Origin of the sequence: Mycobacterium sp. AT1 (genome assembly GCF_002043095.1) — a bacterium.
GTDB lineage: Bacteria > Actinomycetota > Actinomycetes > Mycobacteriales > Mycobacteriaceae > Mycobacterium.
The window spans coordinates 92,719-109,432 of record NZ_MVOC01000050.1 but is presented as its reverse complement, the minus strand read 5'-3'; the positions used below and the strand labels follow the sequence as shown (position 1 = coordinate 109,432).

The following is a 16,714-nucleotide window of genomic DNA, read 5'->3' as shown; positions in this document are numbered from 1 at the left end:
TTGGCAGGTCAGCGTCTCCAGATCGTCCAACACACCGAGCAGTTCGGGTGCGGTCAACTGGTCGAAGGACAGCGCCGCCACCGCATCATGGGCAGCACGCAGCGCAGCGACCGCCGCCTGCACCTCACCCACACCGCTCATACTTCGAACATACGTTCGAATGTTGAGAACTCTTTGACGTATTTCGTAAGAATTTCCTAAGACCTGTCGACCCGCCCTTAAGCCGCGTTAGAGACGCCCCTTCAGGCCGCGCGCCTCTCGTCGAGGGAGCGACGTCGCAAGCTCGAGTCCTGCAGGGCGGGTGGGCGATAGGCCTGATCCAAGGCGCCGGCGTCGGTGCCGGGCGGCACGATCGAGTCGATCTGGTCGAGGATCTCGTCGCTGAGCGCGAGGTCGAACCCGGCGGCCAGGTCGTCGAACTGGTCCATCGTGCGCGGTCCAAGGAGGGCACTGGTCACGCCGGGGTGGGCGATGGTGAAGGCCATCGCGAGATGCGACATCGGCACGCCCGTCTCGGCACTCAGGTGAACGAGCCGTTCCACGACGTCCAGCCGACGTGCGTCGGTGAAGGCGTTCATGAACGCGGCCCGTCGGACGTCCGTCTGCTGCCCCTTGCGGACCCGGCCCGTGAGCATGCCCTGCCCGAGCGGCCCCCACACCACGACGCCCATCCCGTAGCGCTGCGCGACGGGCAACACCTCGGCCTCGATGCTGCGGTTGAGGATCGAGTAGGGCGGTTGCTCCGTCCGGAAGCGTTCCAATCCGCGGCGCTCGGCCACCCATTGGGCCTCGACGATGTCCGACGCGGGCATCGTCGACGACCCGATCGCGCGAACCTTCCCGCTACGGACCAGATCCGTCAGCGCGGACGGCGTCTCCTCGACGTCGGTATCGGGATCTGGCCGGTGCACTTGGTACAGGTCGACGTAGTCGGTGCCCAGCCGTCGCAAGGAGTTCTCGACCGCGGCGACGATCCAGCGCCGCGATGCGCCGCGCTGGTTGGGGTCATCGCTCACAGGGCGTCCGAACTTGGTGGCGAGGACGACGCCGTCTCGCCGACCCTTGAGGGCCTTTCCGACCACCGTCTCGGAGTTGCCCTGCGGCGGAATCGAATACGCGTCCGCCGTGTCCAGGAAGTTGACACCGGCGTCGAGCGCCCGATGAATGATGCGGATCGAGTCGTCGATGTCCGGGTTGCCGACGGGCGAGCCGAGCAGCATCGTGCCGAGTGCGTACGCACTGACCTTGATGCCGGTTCGCCCCAGGGTTCGGTATTGCATCGGCCACTCCTACTCGACGTCACTTATCCGGAAAGCTATTCCGAATACGATACGGAATGAGTTTCCGGAACGCCAGAGACTGAGCGATACTTGTCGAACACCGGAAGGACGGCCACGTTGAACGCTCAACCGCAGGAGCAGCCGGCGTCGTCGGAGTCGAGCTCGGCCCGCGACCAACCGCCCCGCCGGCGCCGCGCCGACGCTCTCCGCAATGCCGACGCAGTGCTGGCGGCAGCGAAGGACGTCTTCGCAACCTCGGGCGTCGACGCGCCCGCGAAGGAGATCACCGACCTCGCCGGGGTGGGAGTGGGCACCCTGTACCGGCACTTCCCGCAACGCTCCGACCTGGTCAAGGCCGTCCTGGAGCGGGAGATCGACGCCTGCGCCGACGCGGCGTCGGCACTGAGCGCTGCACATTCGCCACGCGAAGCGCTCGACGCGTGGATACGGGTCTACACCGACCTGCTCGCCACCAAGCAGGGGCTCGCCTCGGCGCTGCACAAGGGCGACCCGATGTTCGACACCCTGGCCGCGTACTTCCTCGACCGGCTTGGCCCGGCCCTCGCCTCGCTCCTGGACGCCGCAGCCGTCCGCGGGGAGGTGCGCGCCGACGTCAGCGCGCGCGACCTCCTCTATGCCGTGGCACTCCTGTGCATTCCGGCACCCGACGAGGGAGTGCAGTACAACCTACGCATGGTCGCCATCTTCCTGGACGGCCTCCGACACCAGCCTAGCTAGCCGGACCGTCGCTGGGCTTGTCGGCGGCCTTGTCGGTCGACTTGTCCTGCCCGGTAACCGTTTTCACGGTCTTCTGCACGTCGCCGAGGACCTTCTGAATCTGCTGCTGGCCGTCCTTGGCGATCTTGTCCAGCCGCGCGGTGGCCCTCTTGAGGGAGGCGTCGGCGTTGGCTTGCGCCCGCTTGGCAGCCGCCTCGGCGCTCGTTGACTTTACGGGCGGAGTCTTCACCGGCGAGGTCTTAGACGGCGGGGTGGTCTCGGTCGAGGTGGTCTCGGTCGAGGTGGTCTCGGTCGAGGCTTTCACGGTCGAGGTGGACTCGGTCTTCGCATCGCCTGTCTTGGTGTCGTCGGCAACGTCGTTGTCGGACAACAGCTTCGCCGCCGTCGGGGCGGGATTCTGCGACCGCGCCGCCAATGGCACCAGGCCTTGCGCTCCCGCGGTACTGGCGCCGACCGCGAGTGCGGGCAGGTCGGCGATCCCGTTCAACGGGTTCACAGCGTTGGCGGCACCCGGAAGCCCCTTCAGGCCAAGGAGACTCGCGATGATTGCCAGCGGATTCACCACGGGGGTCTTGCTGACCGGCCCGTCGTCGATCGCCTTCTGGACACCGGCTGCCAGTTGCAGCAGGAGGTCACCCGGCACCTTCTCCCAGTCGATTCCCGACGGCAGAGTGCCGAAGGGAGTGATGACGTTCGCTTGGTCGAGGGTTCGGTCGTAGACCGGGACGCCGTCGACGACGGTGCGCTTGACGTCGGTGTAGCCAAGGTTGACCAAGGTGGTCAGCGCTGGTTCCAGTGCCGTCGCGAGCGGGTTGTTGAGGTTGGCTCCGGTGAAGAGGTTGATCAGGTCGATCGGCAGCTTGACCGGTTCCAGCAGGGGCAGGGCGTCGTTGACCGGGACCGTGACGTACAGGTTCAGTGCAAGTGGACTACCGCCGGCGGTGTTGGCGAGCGCCGCGGCGAGCTGGGGCGTCAGCTGGTTGGTGAGCACCTCGGTCAGACTGGACGCGTCGACGCCGCGCAGGAGGTACGTCGGGAAGAGAAGTGCGGCAGCAGAATTGGCCAGTGACACCGGATTCGGCCAGGCAGGCACGTCGGACAACGGGTCGTATTCGGCCGTGGCGTCCACCTTGACGGGAATGAGGTTCGCCGAACCGAGCACGATCCCGGTGTTGCCGATCGGGATGTCGAGCCCGGTCCCGTCGGAACTGCTGGTCACCTCGGTGTCGGGGGTGACGGTGTCGATGCCGAACAACGCGGCCAACGGGTAGGCGCGCGCAAAGAGTCCGCCGTTGGCGCGACCGGGGTTGCGCAGCAAGATCATCGGCAGGACGGTGAGGCTGCCGAGCAGTGGGTCGGCGCCCACGTTGTTCGCCCCACCGGGTTGATTCGCCAGATCCGCGACGACCTGCGGGTACGCCATTCCCGCGGCGAACGCACCGAGTCCGAAGCCGACGACGACGGGAACCCGGACGTCGACCAAGCTCAGGTCGGCCCCCGGAAGGTTCGACACGATCCCGATGACGGATTCGAGGGTGGCCCTCTCGATGATGTTCAGGTTGCCGGTTGGGATGGCCTGTAGGACGGCGAGTGCGTTGATGCCAAGGTAGGGCGTGCCGTTGACCTCGTCGGCGACCGAATTCGGGAACCCCGGCACCCAGCCAAGGTCGATGCCAAGGAACTTCAACAGGCTGAACGGCGGGCCTGCGGTGATGATGTTCAGGCCGGGGGTGGCGGCGCCGGACAGGTTGAACGGGTCGAGAAGGTTGAACCCGAGCAGCTCGAGGATCGCCCCTGCGTTGGTGATGCCGGCCTTGGTGAGAATTGGCCCGAGGACCGGAACGCTGCCGAGGTCGACCGTGACGCCGGTCAGGGCTTGCGTCAGCGCGTTGCCCAACGCTGCGTTGACGGCGGCTTCCGGGTCGTAGCCCAGATTCTTCAACACCCCGGCCAGGTTGACGTTGTTCAGCAACGTCGTCTCAAGTGCAGCCCCGAGCGCCTGGAAGGAGTCGTAGGTCTGCCCGCCGAAGCCGAAGGTCAGATCGGGGATGGACGCCGGATCGGGCGCGCCGGGGGCGAGTTGCATCGGCGGGAGGCCAGGCGAACTCGGAGTTGCCGCCGCATTCGCCAATGGCGGCGGTGCCGCACTCATGGCTAGCGCTGTCACCGTTGCGGTGGCGACACCAACCGTCGCGATTCGAGTGGCCACGCCAGGATGCTTGCGATGCTTGGATGCCATGTGACCAGTCCATTCGCCGAGATTCTCAGGAAGATCTCAGCACCGTAACACGCGCGAAACCGGCAGTGTGAAATTGCTCTCAAATTTTTGTGCGAGACCTGGCAAATGTTGACGGCGTTGCCACCAGCAAATGGTGGCGACCGCTACTTCGCGCGAAGCAAGGGGGTCAGCCGCCGAATCGCGCGTATCTCGGAGTCCCGATACGGCCGTCCGTCCGGGCCCAGGAGGTCGCTGAACCACACCTTCGGATTGGGGTCCGGCCGATCCCACGAGTCCCACGGCAGGAACGTCTGAGTCTTGCCCGCAACCAAACCCCAGTTGAAGGCCCCGACGTCGAGTCGTTGGGCGATGGGCAGGATTCCCTCCACGCTGCTGCCCAGTGAGCGGGCCAGATACTCGGTGCAGAGGATCGGCCGCCGCAAGGGGGCCAGTTCGGCGATCCGCGCTTCGAACCCCCTCGGCTCTGCGTAGGAGTGAAAGGTGGTGACGTCGGAGTTGTCGAGCTGGATGCCCGCGATGGTGCTGCGCTTGCCGGGGTTCGCCCACTCGCCCTGCCACACGCCGCTGGTCAAGGGTTGACTCGGGTCGACCTCGCGCGCCCATTGGAAGACCTGCGGGAGCAGCGCCGCAACGAGGTCGTCCTTGTCCGTCCGCTCGACCTTGCGGTAGACGGTCGCGGGGTTGTCTGGCTCGTTCCACAGATCCCACCCCAGCACGCGGTCGTCGTTGCGGAACTGGGTCATCACCCCGGTGACGTACTCCTTGAGGACGCCGACGTACTTCCGGTCGTCGAGGCGTTCGGCGCCGGGGCTCTGCACCCAACCGGAGTTGTGCACGCCTGGTGCGGGCGCACGCTGCGGACCGAGTGCGGGTCGCGGGTCCCAGCAGGAGTCGAAGAAGACGAACAGCGGTTTGATGCCACGCCGCGCCGCGACGGTCACGAACTGCATCAGACGGCGGATGAAGCCGCGGCGGTCCTGGGTCCACAGCAAGTCGTGCAGGAACACCCGGATGGTGTTGAGCCCGATTCGCCTGGCCATGACGAGCTCGGCGTCGATGCGCCGGATGTCGTAGGTCTCTCGCTGAAACATCTCGAGCTGGTTGATCGCGTTGGACGGAATGTAGTTGGCGCCGACCAATCCGCGATGGGCCCGATGCCAACCCTGGGCCCGCTCGATCGACCATCGTCCGCCTCCCGCCGCGGCCGCCAGGGGCGTCGAGGTCAGCGCCGCCCCACCGGCCAGTATCAGCGGAACCTTGAGGGCCGTCCTACGGTGAATCACGCGACGAGCGGGTTGTCCTGGGCCGGGTACGGGATCGCCAACCAAGCTGCAGTCCTTCGAATCGGGAGACGACGAAAGACGTTATGGCACAACGCCTCTGGCGACGACGTCACGCCCCTGAGGTCGCGGGTCCGGCGCCACGCCCCACCGTACGTGAAGCCTGCGGCCGTGGCACCCCTCGTCAGCGGCGGGTCGGCACCGTCCACGCGCTGCCCTGCTCGTGATCGAGCACCGTCATCCCCTTGTTCTTCAGCCCGAAGACGTAGACCACCAGGCTGACGCCGATGACGATGGTGACGTAGACGATGAACTCGACGATGCGGTCGGAGGACTTCGCCGCCTGATACAGCAGGGGCGCGGTGCCGCCGAACGCGGAGTTGGCGAGCGCGTAACCCAATCCGACGCCGAGCGCCCGCACCTCGGCGGGGAACAGTTCCGCCTTCACGATGGCGTTCACCGACGTGTACCCGGTGAGGATCACGTACCCGACCGCAGTGAGCGCAAAGGCCAGCAGCGGTGACGTGGCCTGCGGCAGGTAGGTCAACAGCACGTAGGTGTACAGCACGCCGCCGACGCCGAAGAACACCAGGAGCACCTTGCGACCGACCTTGTCGCTGAGCAGCCCGCCAAGAGGCTGCAGGAGCATCAGGAAGATCAGCCCGGCGAGGTTGATCCACGTCGCGGTCAGGGCCCGGTCGGCGCCGAAGGTGGACTTGACGATCGCCGGTGCGTTGATCGTGTAGGTGTAGAACGCCACCGTGCCGCCTGCGGTGATGAGGAAGACCAGCAGCAGGGGTCGCCAGTGGGTGGTGAACAGCGCCTTCAGCGATCCCGCGGCCTTGTCGGTGCCCGCGCGGACCGCCTCGAGGTAGGACTCACTGAGCGACTCGTCCATCGAGCGGCGCAGCCAGAGCACCACCAGCGCGGCGATGCCACCGATGAAGAAGCCGACTCGCCAGCCCCACGCCGTCACCGTCTCGACGTCGAGGAAGCTCAGCAGGATGAGGAGCGTGAACTGCGCGAGCACGTGACCGCCGATGAGGGTGACGTACTGGAACGACGACAGGAAACCGCGCCGATGTGGGGTGGCTGCCTCGGACATGTAGGTCGCCGACGTCCCGTACTCCCCGCCGGTGGCGAAACCCTGCACCAGCCGGGCGAGGATCAGGATCACCGCCGCCCACCAGCCGATGATCTCGCGCGTCGGCATGATGGCCACCACGAACGAGCACGCCGACATCACCGTGATGCTGAGCATCAGCGCCGACTTGCGTCCGCGGCGGTCGGCGTATCGACCGAAGAACCACGAGCCGACCGGCCGCATGATGAAGGTCACCGCGAAGATGCCGTAGATGTACAGCGTCGAGTTCTTGTCGGTCTTGTCGAAGAACTGGGCCTCGAAGTACGTGGCAAACACCGTGTAGACGTAGACGTCGTACCACTCGACGAGATTTCCCGCCGAGCCCTTCATCGTGTTGAGCACTGCCCGCTGGGTGCTCGTCGGCGCGAGGGTGGGGCCGGACGGTGTGCTCGGTGACGCGGCCGATTCACTCATCCGGCGACGATAACGGCCTGCCCCGCCCAGCGCACGCATGTTGACGGCCCCGCTCGACGTTCGCGTTCACGATGCGTGCGTTCGGCGCGGCGATATGCGCCCCACCGGGGCGGGCCGGCGTCGCGTCGGGTAGTACAAGAATCATGCGGAACGACTTCCACGGCGAGCTCAACTCCCTCATCGAGACGCTGAGTCAGATGTGCGGCCTTGCCGGTCTGGCAATGGAACGGGCTACCCAGGCCCTTTTGCAAGCCGACCTGCCGCTCGCCGAGCACGTCATCACCGACCACGACCACCTGACCCACATGCAGGCCCAGGCCGAGGAAGCCTCCCTGCTTCTGCTCGCCCTGCAGGCGCCCGTCGCCGGAGACCTGCGAGTGGTGGTGAGCTCGATGCAGAACGTGGCCGACGCCGAACGGATGGGCGGCTTGGCGTTGCACGTCGCGAAGATCGCCCGCCGAAGGCACCCGGACTACGCGGTCCCCGAGGAGGTCAACGGGTACTTCGCCGAGATGGGACGCATCGCCGTCGACCTCGGCAACAACGCCAAGGACGTCGTGCTGTCCCGCGATCCCGAGCAGGCCGCCCAGATCGGCCGCGACGACGACGCCATGGATCAACTCCACCGGCACCTCTTCACCATGATGATGGACGACCGGTGGAGCCACGGGGTGGCGGCGGCGGTCGACATCACCCTGCTCGGACGCTTCTACGAGCGCTTCGCCGACCACGCCGCGCAGATCGGGCGCCGCATCGTCTTCCAGGTCACCGGCGAGACCCCCGAGACAACGTGACCCGACAACGTTTGCTGGACGGGGTATCCACCCTTCCCGGTGGGCCCGGTCACACCACCGTCGATTCAGGGCCTGCAGTGGTCCCCGCCACTCACCTGCTGTGATGCTCATCGCCCTGACGGCGTAAAACTTGGCAGCTCCCGGCGCCGGTGTCACCATGGATGAGGTGTTGACGAGAACTGCCGAACTTCGACTTGGACCGCGCCGATGAGCGCGCAATCGTTTGCTCAGCACTTCCGCTGGAACATTCGCGCGCTTCAACGCAATCCGCTGACCCGCGCCAGCGACCGACTCGAGGCGCTGACGTTCGTGGCGCTGTTCCTGATGACCCTGCTTGCCATCCCCGTTGCCATGAACGTCGCCGACCGGGCCTATGCCTCGACGATGCAGTTCGTCGAGGCGGAAGTGCAGACCCGCCACTCCGTGGAGGCCCACGCGGTGACCGGCACCGACACCCCGACCGAGTTCGGCACGCCCCTCTACGTCGACGCCAAGTGGAGTGAGGCTGGCCACGAACGCACCGAACGCATCGCCAGCCCAGGGTCCGTCGCGGCGGGCGCGCCGATCACCGTGTGGCTCGACGACACGGGCAAGGTCGTCAGTGCACCCCTTCGACCGGCCGACGCCTCGGTCAACGCCACCAGTGCGGGCTGGTCGGTCTGGCTGCTGGCCGTGGTCCTTTGCGGACTCGTCGGCGTGGCCGTCCGCAGGGCGCTCGACCGTTCCCGGGCCCGGTCCTGGGACCGGGCGCTACAACTCTTCGCCTACGGCGACGACGGTTGGGCCAACCGCCGCAGCTGAGTCCTTAGACTCGAGCGGGTGAACGAACCGTCGGTCACCGAGGACGGCCACTACTTCGTCGTCAAGGGGCGCCGGTGGCGGGCGACCGATCCGGCGATCCCCGAGGAGCGCCGGGCCGAGCTCACCAAGATCCTGATGGCGTGGCGCAGAGAAGTGCGCCGTACCAAGGGAACCGACGAGGAACGAGCCGCCCGCGCGGGCGTACAGGCCGCGAAGGTCGCACTGGGGGAACGCGGGACGCCGCCCTGGTGGGAGCAGACCGACGAGCAGCGGCGGGCCAGGTGGCAGACCCCCGTGTCTAGCCCCGCGTCGTCGACGTCAACGTGAAGGTGCGCACCCGCCCGGGAATCGTTGCGCTGCATTGAGAAAGCAGCGGTTCGGACAGCTGCTCGCCGACGACGACCTCGACTGGGCCGGAATCGGCGGCCAGCACCACCCGCGTCGCGCCGTCACCCGGCTCCATCCGCATCGGCGCCCAGGCCTGCACGCGGTCGTCGCCGTATGTCTCGCGGGCGAAGTACTGAGCTGCCTGCACCACGTGCGGTAGCGACGTCCGACCTCGCAGCAGGCCGTTGTCCACCCGCCCCTCGGCGTACAGCGTCACCAGGTGGGCGGCGTCCGCCGACTCGACACGGCCGTAGCACAGACCCTCTGGCAGGATCAGCATCGTGGCGGCGAACCTGTCACCACCCAAATGCGAGCACTCCCAAGTGAATTCGGGATACTCCGCCGCGATCGCAGCCGCCGCGCCTCGGCCCCGGACGGCGCAGCACTGGTCGTGCCTGCCGTGCGCGCATACTGCCACCAGGGGACCGTCGGTCGCGTGCCCGTCGGACCCGTCGAGCGCCAAGCCGAGGTACCCGTCCGGACCGTCGACCTCACCATGGAACAGAGCTTCGGCGCCGAGCTGGGAACGGGCGACGAACCAGCGCCAGCGCCGCGTCGCAGGCCTGCGGCCCGGCCGCCGGATCGCCGCGATCCGCATGCCCGCCTGCTCGGCCCTCCGGACGATCGCCCGTCCCAGCCCGGGGTCGACCACCGACGGCGAGTCCATGAACGCCGAAGGTCCCCAGGCGCCGCACAATTCGAGCATCAACCACGCCGACCCGGCCGACGCCGTGCCGTACATGGGGTCGACGCGTTCCCGCGACATGTCGCTGCAGGGCCGCCAGCCGGCCGGCAGCGTCATCCGTTGGCCGGCATCACGACCGCCTCGCGGAGCAATCGGCGAATCACCACTTCCCCGTCGGCCGCGTCCAAGCCTGGCAGCGCACCGGCGTCGGCGACCAGGCCGGCGTGCAATGCGGCGATCGCGTCGGCGCAGACGTCGGGCAGGCTGATGGTGCGGTCGGGCAGGACCAGGTGCACCCGCCCGTCCTGACGATGAACGGTGGCGACCAGGCCGTGGCGCCAACGGACCGCGGTGGTGGCGGCCTGCTCCGCCGCCGCCAACGACGCGAGCGGGCGGACCGCGACGGGCCGGGTCCGGTCGGCGTATCGCGACCGCATCCTCGTCGCAGCTTCCTCGCCGAGTTCGAAGACGTGATCGCGCAGCCGGTCGGTCAGCTCGGCGACGAGTTTGGTGACGGTTGCGACCATTTCGCTCTGGTCGGTGACGTCGACTGCCGCGGGCAGCGACCTCCGGAAGTCGGCAACGCCCTCCAACTGGTCGACGACCGCGCGCACCACGTCCATTCCGGTGAAGGGGGCGACACCGATCGTCAGGTGCACCGACGTCTCGCCAAGCGCGCGAGCCGAATGAATCCAGCCGCGGGGCAGATACAGCGCGTCACCGGGATTGAGCACGGCGTCGACGACGGGTTCGTCTTGGACCCGCCGGGTGATGGCGTCGCGGTGATCGGTCCACGGTTGGGTGCCGAGGGGGTCGACGTGGACCGGTTCGTGGACGGTCCAGTGCTTGGTGCCCGCGGTCTGCAGTACGAAGACGTCGTGGACGTCGTAGTGCGGGTCGAACCCGCGGTTCTGCGGCGGCGTCACGTAGGCGTTGGCCTGCACGGGATGCCCCAGGTCGTCGACCATGCCTCTGACGAAGTCGATGATCGGGGGCCACAGTCGGTGCAGGCCCTGAAGTACTATCGTTGCGCCGGAGGCGAATTGGGCGAGCACCTTCGCGGAGTCGACCTGGTCGGGCATCTCGGCGCCGAAGCCGGCCGGCCCCAGATAGGCGTCCCGCGCCACCAGCCCGCCCTCCTTGGCCACCCGGATGAACGGGGCCCGCACACCGCGCTCGGCGAGCAGCTCGTCGACGTCGGTGCTCGACAGGAGGTCGTCGAAGTCGCGGGGCAGATCCGCCGCCCTGGTGAGCAACGGCAACCGCCCCCAGTGTTCGCGGGCGAACGTCTGGGGGTCGGTGCCGATGCAACGGTTCAGCATGGTGCTGGGTCAGGCAGTGCCGTCCGCACCACCGTCGTGACCGCCGGGGTTGGAGCCACCGTCGGCAGGACCCTCGCCACCGGCACTGCCGTCCGCACCACCGTCATGGCCCTCGGGGTTGGAGCCACCGTCGGCAGGACCCTCGCCACCGGCGCCGGTCGTCGTGATGTCGTCGTCGTTGATCGCCATGGAACCATCTCCTTCATCGAACCGCATCGGGGCTTGCGCAGGTAGGCCCTGCTACGTCGCGGTGACTGCGGGTTGCCCACCCGTGGGGTTCGTAAACCGAAGGTACGGCTGGCCTAACCGTCGGCGTCTACCCGGGCACCTGGTCGGACCCGTCCCGTCGCGAGGAGTGCGTCGACCATGGCGGGGTCGACGTCCGCGCCGAACATTGCGACCCGGCCGATGGGGAACGAGTCGAGCATCTTCTGGAGGTCGACGCCCTCGGGCACGAGGCCCGCGGCATCCGGTGCGGCGCCCATCATCTCGGCGATCGCGGCCTGCAGGACCGGGCCGGCGACGGGGTCGGCCAGCACCTCGCCGATCGACGACGTGCGCGACAGCGGCAGGGTCACGGGGTCGCCGGCGACCTCGACCCGCACCGACGCGCGGACGTCCCGGCTGGAGGCGGCGACCTCGAGGGTGTAGGTGCCGTCCTCGACGATCCAGGAGTCGACGCGAACGTCCCAGTACGCCAGATCCTTTCGCCGCACCCGCAGGGTCACCTCGCGCGTCTCGCCCGCCTCCAGCGCAACGGACGCGAACGCCTTCAACTCGCGCGGCGGGCGCTGCGTGACGGCCGTTGGCAGCGACGAGTACAGCTGGACGATCTCGCGGCCGGCCACCGATCCGGTGTTGGTCACGGCAACCCGGACGTCGACGTCCCCGTCGGCCAGAGTGGTCGCGGACGGCGCCCCGTACTCAAAGGTGGTGTAGGACAACCCATGACCGAAGGGATAGGCGACGTCGAGATCGCGGGCGTCATACCAGCGATATCCCACGAACAGGCCCTCGCCGTAGCGCACGTGGGAGAACTCGCCTGGGAAGTCCAGGTAGGCAGGGCTGTCGGCGAACCGCAGCGGAACGGTCTCCGTCAGCTTGGCCGACGGGTTGACCACGCCGAAGAGGACGTCGGCCGTGGCCCCGCCGCCCGCCTGACCAAGCAGCCACCCCTCGAGGATCGCAGGCACGCTGGCGGCGAAGGGCAGGGCGACGACTCCGCCGTTGGACAGCACGACGACGACGTTGGGGTTCGCCTCGACGACGGCCGCCAAGACGGCCAGCTGCGCGGCGGGCAGGTCGACGTCGTCGCGGTCGTAGCCCTCGGACTCCAGCCGGGCGGGCAGGCCAAGGAAGACGACGGCGACGTCGGCACCGGACGCGGCGGCCACCGCCTCGTCGCGCAAGCCGGCCGACTCGGCATCCGAGACCTCGACCGCGGTACTGAATCCGGCGGCGTAGGTCACCGATCCGGTTGTCAGCGAACGTATTTCGTCGAGCGCGTTGTCGAGCCGGGTGGGGCTGATCATCGACGAGCCGGCACCCTGGTAGCGCGGTTCGGCGGCGAAGGCACCGATCACGGCGATGTTGGCGTCCTGCGCCAGCGGTAGCAGCCCGCCGTCGTTCTTCAGCAGGACGATGGAACGCCCCGCCGCCTCCCGCGCCAGGGCGTGGTGGGCGTCGACGTCGAGCGTCGCCGGGTTCTCGACGGCGGCCCTGGTCCGGTCGACCAGCGCCAACATGCGGTCGGCCGCGACGTCGACCACGTCCGCGTCAAGGGATCCGTCGGCGACCGCCGCCACCAGTTGCGCATTGGTGGTGCCGCGCGACCCCGGCATCTCCAGATCAAGACCCGCGGCCAGCGCCCGGACGCGGTCGTCGACCGCGCCCCAGTCCGACACCACCAGCCCGTCGAAACCCCACTCCTCGCGCAGCACCGTGGTCAGCAGCCACCGATCCTCCGACGCGTACACGCCGTTGACGCGGTTGTAGGAGCACATCACCGTCCACGGGCGGGCGTCCTCGACGACGCGTTGGAACGCGCGCAGATAGATCTCGCGCAACGGCCGCGGGTCGACGTCGGCACTGACCCGCATCCGGTCGGTCTCTTGATTGTTGGCCGCGAAGTGCTTGAGCGACGCGCCGACGCCGCGACTCTGGATGCCGTCGACCATGGCCGCGCCGAGTACCCCGGCGGTGACGGGATCCTCCGAGAAGTATTCGAAGTTGCGCCCGCACAACGGCGATCGCTTGATGTTCACGCCAGGTCCGAGCACCACGGCGACGTTCTCGACGGCCGCCTCGGTACCGATCGCCTCGCCGACGCGCCGAACGAGGTCGACGTCCCACGACGAGCCCATGGCGACGGCGGGCGGGAAGCACGTGGCGGGCACGCTGTCGCCGAGCCCAAGATGATCGCCCGTCCCACGCTGCTTGCGAAGACCGTGCGGGCCGTCGGTGAGCATGATCGAGGGAATGCCGTGACCCTCGAGCGCTGCGGTGTGCCAGAAGTCGGCGCCGCTGAGTAATGAGGCCTTCTCCGCCAGGGACAACCGCTCTAGGGACAGCCGGGCCAGGGGTGGGGTCGTCATGCCGTCCATGGTGCCCGCCGGCTCGGGTACCCCGTCAGTCGACGAACCCGCCGAGCCACCTCGCCACGCTCCTGGCGAAGGACTCGGGCACCCGGTCGGGGTCCATCAGGTCGTTCTCCGCCCAAAGACTGGCCTCCCCAACCACCGTCTCGGCGGTGAACCGCAGCAGGGTGCGGCCCGAACCGCGCAAAGCCTCGACGGCCGCGAGGAAGGACCCCCGTTCGGCGTGTTCCCGCTCGAACTCCTCGACGTCCACGCCGAGGTGCTCGCAGACGAGCGCGTTGCGCAGCGTCACGATCGTGCGGGCAACGTCCGACTCGTCGGGACCGACGGCCTCGACGGCGACGTCACATTCGCTGTCGAAACCCAGCGAGCGGTTGTTGAGGTTCGACGAGCCAACCCGGAAGAGGCGGTCGTCGACCGCCATGACCTTCGCGTGCACGTACACGGGGGTGCCACCGTCGGTGACCGGCCAGTACACCCCGAGCCGGTCGTGCAGGTCGGCCGCCCACAACCTCTTCAGCATGCGGTAGCGGGCGCTGTCCATCGAGCGCTCCTCCAGCGGGCTCTCGGACTTGCGCGGGATCACGATCACGATCTCAGGACCGGCCGGCTCGCGCAGCCGCGCCGCGAGGGCGTCGACCAACGTCCGCGAGGCGAGGTACTGGTTCTCCAGGTAGATGGTCTCGCGCGCGGCCGCCATCCCCGCGAGGTTCAGTGCCTCCACCTCGCGTATTTCCTCGCCGTCGCCGAGCCGGGGCATGGTGCGCGCGATCGCGACGTCGACGTCACGCAAAGTGGGCGCCAGCGCGTCGGGCCAGACGTCCCTGGTGGACTCGACCGGCTCGAGGGACTGCCCGGTGGCGGCCAACCAGCGGTCTCGGGCGACCTCGCCGAGCGCCCGCGCCGCGGCGTCGTCCACCGCGGCCGCCACCTCGTGGCGGGGCCCGTGGGGCTCCCCGAGCGCGCGCCGCAGCCTGTTCTCGTCGAGGTGCTCAGGGGTGTCCCACCGGTCGACGGTGAAGTCGATGCCACCGCAGAAGGCGACGGAGTCGTCGACCACGACGATCTTCTGGTGGTGAACGGCACCCGTGGGGTGCGCGCCGTCGATGGCGAAGTGCATGCGCTCGCTGCTGAAGCGGTTCATCACCGAGACGGGGGTGACGCCCGTCCACAGCCCCTCGAACGCGGGCAGCAACCTCAGATTGGATCGCAGGACGTGCACCTCGAGCGTGGGCCGCTTGCGGACCAGCGACCGAAGGAACGGCCCCAGCTCGTTGTACCCGGGCAGGGTCTTGCCGCCGGGTTCGAAGACCGTCCTGGCGTCGAAGTCCCACCCGATGAGGAGGATGCGGTGCTTGGCGCGCAGCATCGCCGCCTTGGTGTGGCGAAAGTAGTCGGCCGCATCCACGATGAAGGCGAACTGCTCGGCATGCTCGAGGCGCCAGCACGTCTCCCCCGGCACCAGGAGGCGGTCGCCGGTCACGCGCGGCGCTGACATAGCGCCGTGTCTATCACACCGCGGGTGCCACGCGATCGGCCCACGGCAGCGCCTCTTCGAGTTGGGCGGCCAAGCGGAGCAGCAGCGCCTCACCCGCCAGGGGTGCGACGAACTGGACGCCCAACGGCAGCCCGTCGGCCGTCTGGTGCAGGGGCAGCGAAATGGCCGGTCGCCCAGTGAGATTCGCGAGCTGCGTGTAGGGCACCCAGCCGAGGTTCTGGTCCACCATGTCGTCGACGATCTTGGTGTAGCGCAACAGCCGGGCGGTGCGGGTCTTGATCAGCACGTCGGCACTGCGTTGCAGCGCCACCGGAAGGTCGAATTCGCCGATCCGCGGCGGAGGGGTCGCCAAGGTGGGCGTCAGCAGCAGGTCATGGGTGTCGAAGAAGTCCGTCAGCCGGAGCGTGTGCTGGTGTCGCCGTTCGACGGCGGCCACGTAGTCGACGCCGCCGGTCGCACGGCCAAGGGCCGCCATGATGAGCGTGTCGCGCTCGAAGGACTCGTCACCCGCACCCGTCAGCCGCTTGGCCTCGGCGACGTCCCACGCGACGTGGACGAACCAGGTGAGCAGGAAGTCCTTGGCCAACACCGCGTCGTCGTATGGCGCCGTGGTCAACTCGTCGACGTCGTGTCCGAGGTCGGTCAGGGCGCGCACGGTGGCCTCGACCGCCGCGAATGCCTCTGGGTGCGGCGACGGATTGATCGACGACGGAACGTGCACGCCGATCCGCAGTCGTCCTGGATCCTCGCCGACGCACCGCGCGAACGGCGAGGCAGGCAGTCCTGGCACGTAGGGTCCGGACGGCTCACCGCCGCTGATGACGTCGAGCATTCCCGCGGTGTCGCGGACCGTGCGGGAGACCACGCCCTGGACGGCGGCGCCGTGCATGGGTTCACTGCTCACCGGACCCGAGGGGGTAAGTCCGCGGCCGGGTTTCAAGCCGACGAGCCCGCAGCAGGCCGCCGGAATGCGGATCGACCCGCCGCCGTCGTTGGCGCCGGCACAAGGCACGATGCCCGCGGCGACTGCGGCAGCGGACCCGCCGGAGGACCCGCCGGGCGTGCGCCCCAGATTCCAGGGGTTGCGCGCCGGCCCCCACACCGCGGGCTCGGTGACGCCCTTGGCGCCGAACTCGGGGGTATTGGTCTTGCCGAAGATGACCAGCCCGGCGTCGATCCACCGCTGGACGATCGTCGCGTGCTGCGCAACGGGAGTCGACGCAAGCGCACGCGATCCCGACGAGGTCGGTAGGCCCGCGTAGTCCTGGGCCAAGTCCTTGACGAGGAACGGGACACCGGCGAACGGGCCGACGAGATCGCTTGTCGGCGTCGCGGGTACGTCACGAACGATCGCGTTGATCCGCGGGTTGACCACCGCTGCCCTGGCACGCGCCAGCTCGAGCAATTCGGCCGCCGACACTTCCCCGTTGGCTACGAGGTGGGCCAGGCCGGTGGCGTCGTAGCCGCGGTACTCCTCGAAATTCATGCCTCACTGTAGAACTCGACGAACCGGGCCGGACCCCGAAGGCATCCGG

At 68.4% G+C, this 16,714-nt stretch carries 13 protein-coding genes and 1 pseudogene; 4 read left to right on the top strand and 10 right to left on the bottom strand.

Translation table 11 applies throughout. From position 1 onward, the window contains the following. Nucleotides 1-242: 242 nt before the first annotated feature. Complete coding sequence (locus B1790_RS23185; RefSeq protein WP_079925617.1) at nucleotides 243-1,280, bottom strand: aldo/keto reductase; 1,038 nt, start codon at nucleotides 1,278-1,280, stop codon at nucleotides 243-245. A 117-nt stretch (nucleotides 1,281-1,397) separates the two neighbouring features. Between B1790_RS23185 and B1790_RS23180 the strand changes: the two genes are divergently transcribed. Then, nucleotides 1,398-2,018, top strand: a complete 621-nt coding sequence (locus B1790_RS23180; RefSeq protein WP_079925616.1) for a TetR/AcrR family transcriptional regulator — start codon at nucleotides 1,398-1,400, stop codon at nucleotides 2,016-2,018. On the opposite strand, the gene B1790_RS34400 is transcribed toward B1790_RS23180, so the two are convergent. The 3 genes from B1790_RS34400 to B1790_RS23160 form a co-directional block, all read right to left on the bottom strand. Then, nucleotides 2,011-4,257 carry a PE-PPE domain-containing protein gene (locus tag B1790_RS34400; protein WP_158083869.1) on the bottom strand — a complete coding sequence of 749 codons (2,247 nt, stop codon included), beginning with the start codon at nucleotides 4,255-4,257 and terminating at the stop codon, nucleotides 2,011-2,013. The genes B1790_RS23180 and B1790_RS34400 overlap by 8 nt on opposite strands. A gap of 143 nt (nucleotides 4,258-4,400) precedes the next feature. Then, nucleotides 4,401-5,537, bottom strand: coding sequence for a cellulase family glycosylhydrolase (locus tag B1790_RS23170; RefSeq protein ID WP_079925639.1), 1,137 nt, complete (start codon nucleotides 5,535-5,537; stop codon nucleotides 4,401-4,403). Between the two features lie 184 nt (nucleotides 5,538-5,721). Beyond that, nucleotides 5,722-7,095, bottom strand: coding sequence for an MFS transporter (locus tag B1790_RS23160; protein ID WP_079925613.1), 1,374 nt, complete (start codon nucleotides 7,093-7,095; stop codon nucleotides 5,722-5,724). A gap of 143 nt (nucleotides 7,096-7,238) precedes the next feature. On the opposite strand from B1790_RS23160, the gene phoU reads away from it, so the two are divergent. The 3 genes from phoU to B1790_RS23145 all read left to right on the top strand — a co-directional run bounded on the left by phoU (nucleotide 7,239) and on the right by B1790_RS23145 (nucleotide 9,017). Continuing rightward, complete coding sequence (gene phoU / locus B1790_RS23155) at nucleotides 7,239-7,889, top strand: phosphate signaling complex protein PhoU (RefSeq protein ID WP_079925612.1); 651 nt, start codon at nucleotides 7,239-7,241, stop codon at nucleotides 7,887-7,889. Between the two features lie 207 nt (nucleotides 7,890-8,096). Next, entirely contained in the window at nucleotides 8,097-8,690 is a 594-nt protein-coding gene (locus B1790_RS23150) for a hypothetical protein (RefSeq protein ID WP_079925611.1), read from the top strand. 18 nt (nucleotides 8,691-8,708) lie between these two features. Beyond that, entirely contained in the window at nucleotides 8,709-9,017 is a 309-nt protein-coding gene (locus B1790_RS23145) for a hypothetical protein (protein ID WP_079925610.1), read from the top strand. Here B1790_RS23145 and B1790_RS23140 read toward each other — a convergent pair. From B1790_RS23140 to B1790_RS23115, 6 genes and pseudogenes are all read right to left on the bottom strand, one after another. Beyond that, entirely contained in the window at nucleotides 8,989-9,879 is an 891-nt protein-coding gene (locus B1790_RS23140; RefSeq protein WP_079925609.1) for a sucrase ferredoxin, read from the bottom strand. The two genes, B1790_RS23145 and B1790_RS23140, sit on opposite strands and share 29 nt — an antisense overlap. After that, a complete protein-coding gene (locus tag B1790_RS23135; RefSeq protein WP_079925608.1) occupies nucleotides 9,876-11,084 on the bottom strand; it encodes a cupin domain-containing protein in 1,209 nt (402 codons plus the stop codon). Before B1790_RS23135 ends, B1790_RS23140 begins: the two co-directional genes overlap by 4 nt. A gap of 12 nt (nucleotides 11,085-11,096) precedes the next feature. Continuing rightward, nucleotides 11,097-11,273: pseudogene (locus B1790_RS23130) on the bottom strand (BatC protein); the annotation flags it as partial. Nucleotides 11,274-11,386: 113 nt separating this feature from the next. After that, nucleotides 11,387-13,678, bottom strand: coding sequence for a glycoside hydrolase family 3 C-terminal domain-containing protein (locus B1790_RS23125; protein WP_142271462.1), 2,292 nt, complete (start codon nucleotides 13,676-13,678; stop codon nucleotides 11,387-11,389). A gap of 34 nt (nucleotides 13,679-13,712) precedes the next feature. Further along, the gene (locus tag B1790_RS23120) at nucleotides 13,713-15,179 is read right to left on the bottom strand and encodes a phospholipase D-like domain-containing protein (protein WP_079925605.1); all 1,467 of its coding nucleotides are present in this window, start codon (nucleotides 15,177-15,179) and stop codon (nucleotides 13,713-13,715) included. A 13-nt stretch (nucleotides 15,180-15,192) separates the two neighbouring features. After that, complete coding sequence (locus B1790_RS23115; protein ID WP_079925604.1) at nucleotides 15,193-16,665, bottom strand: amidase; 1,473 nt, start codon at nucleotides 16,663-16,665, stop codon at nucleotides 15,193-15,195. Between the last annotated feature and the right edge of the window lie 49 nt (nucleotides 16,666-16,714).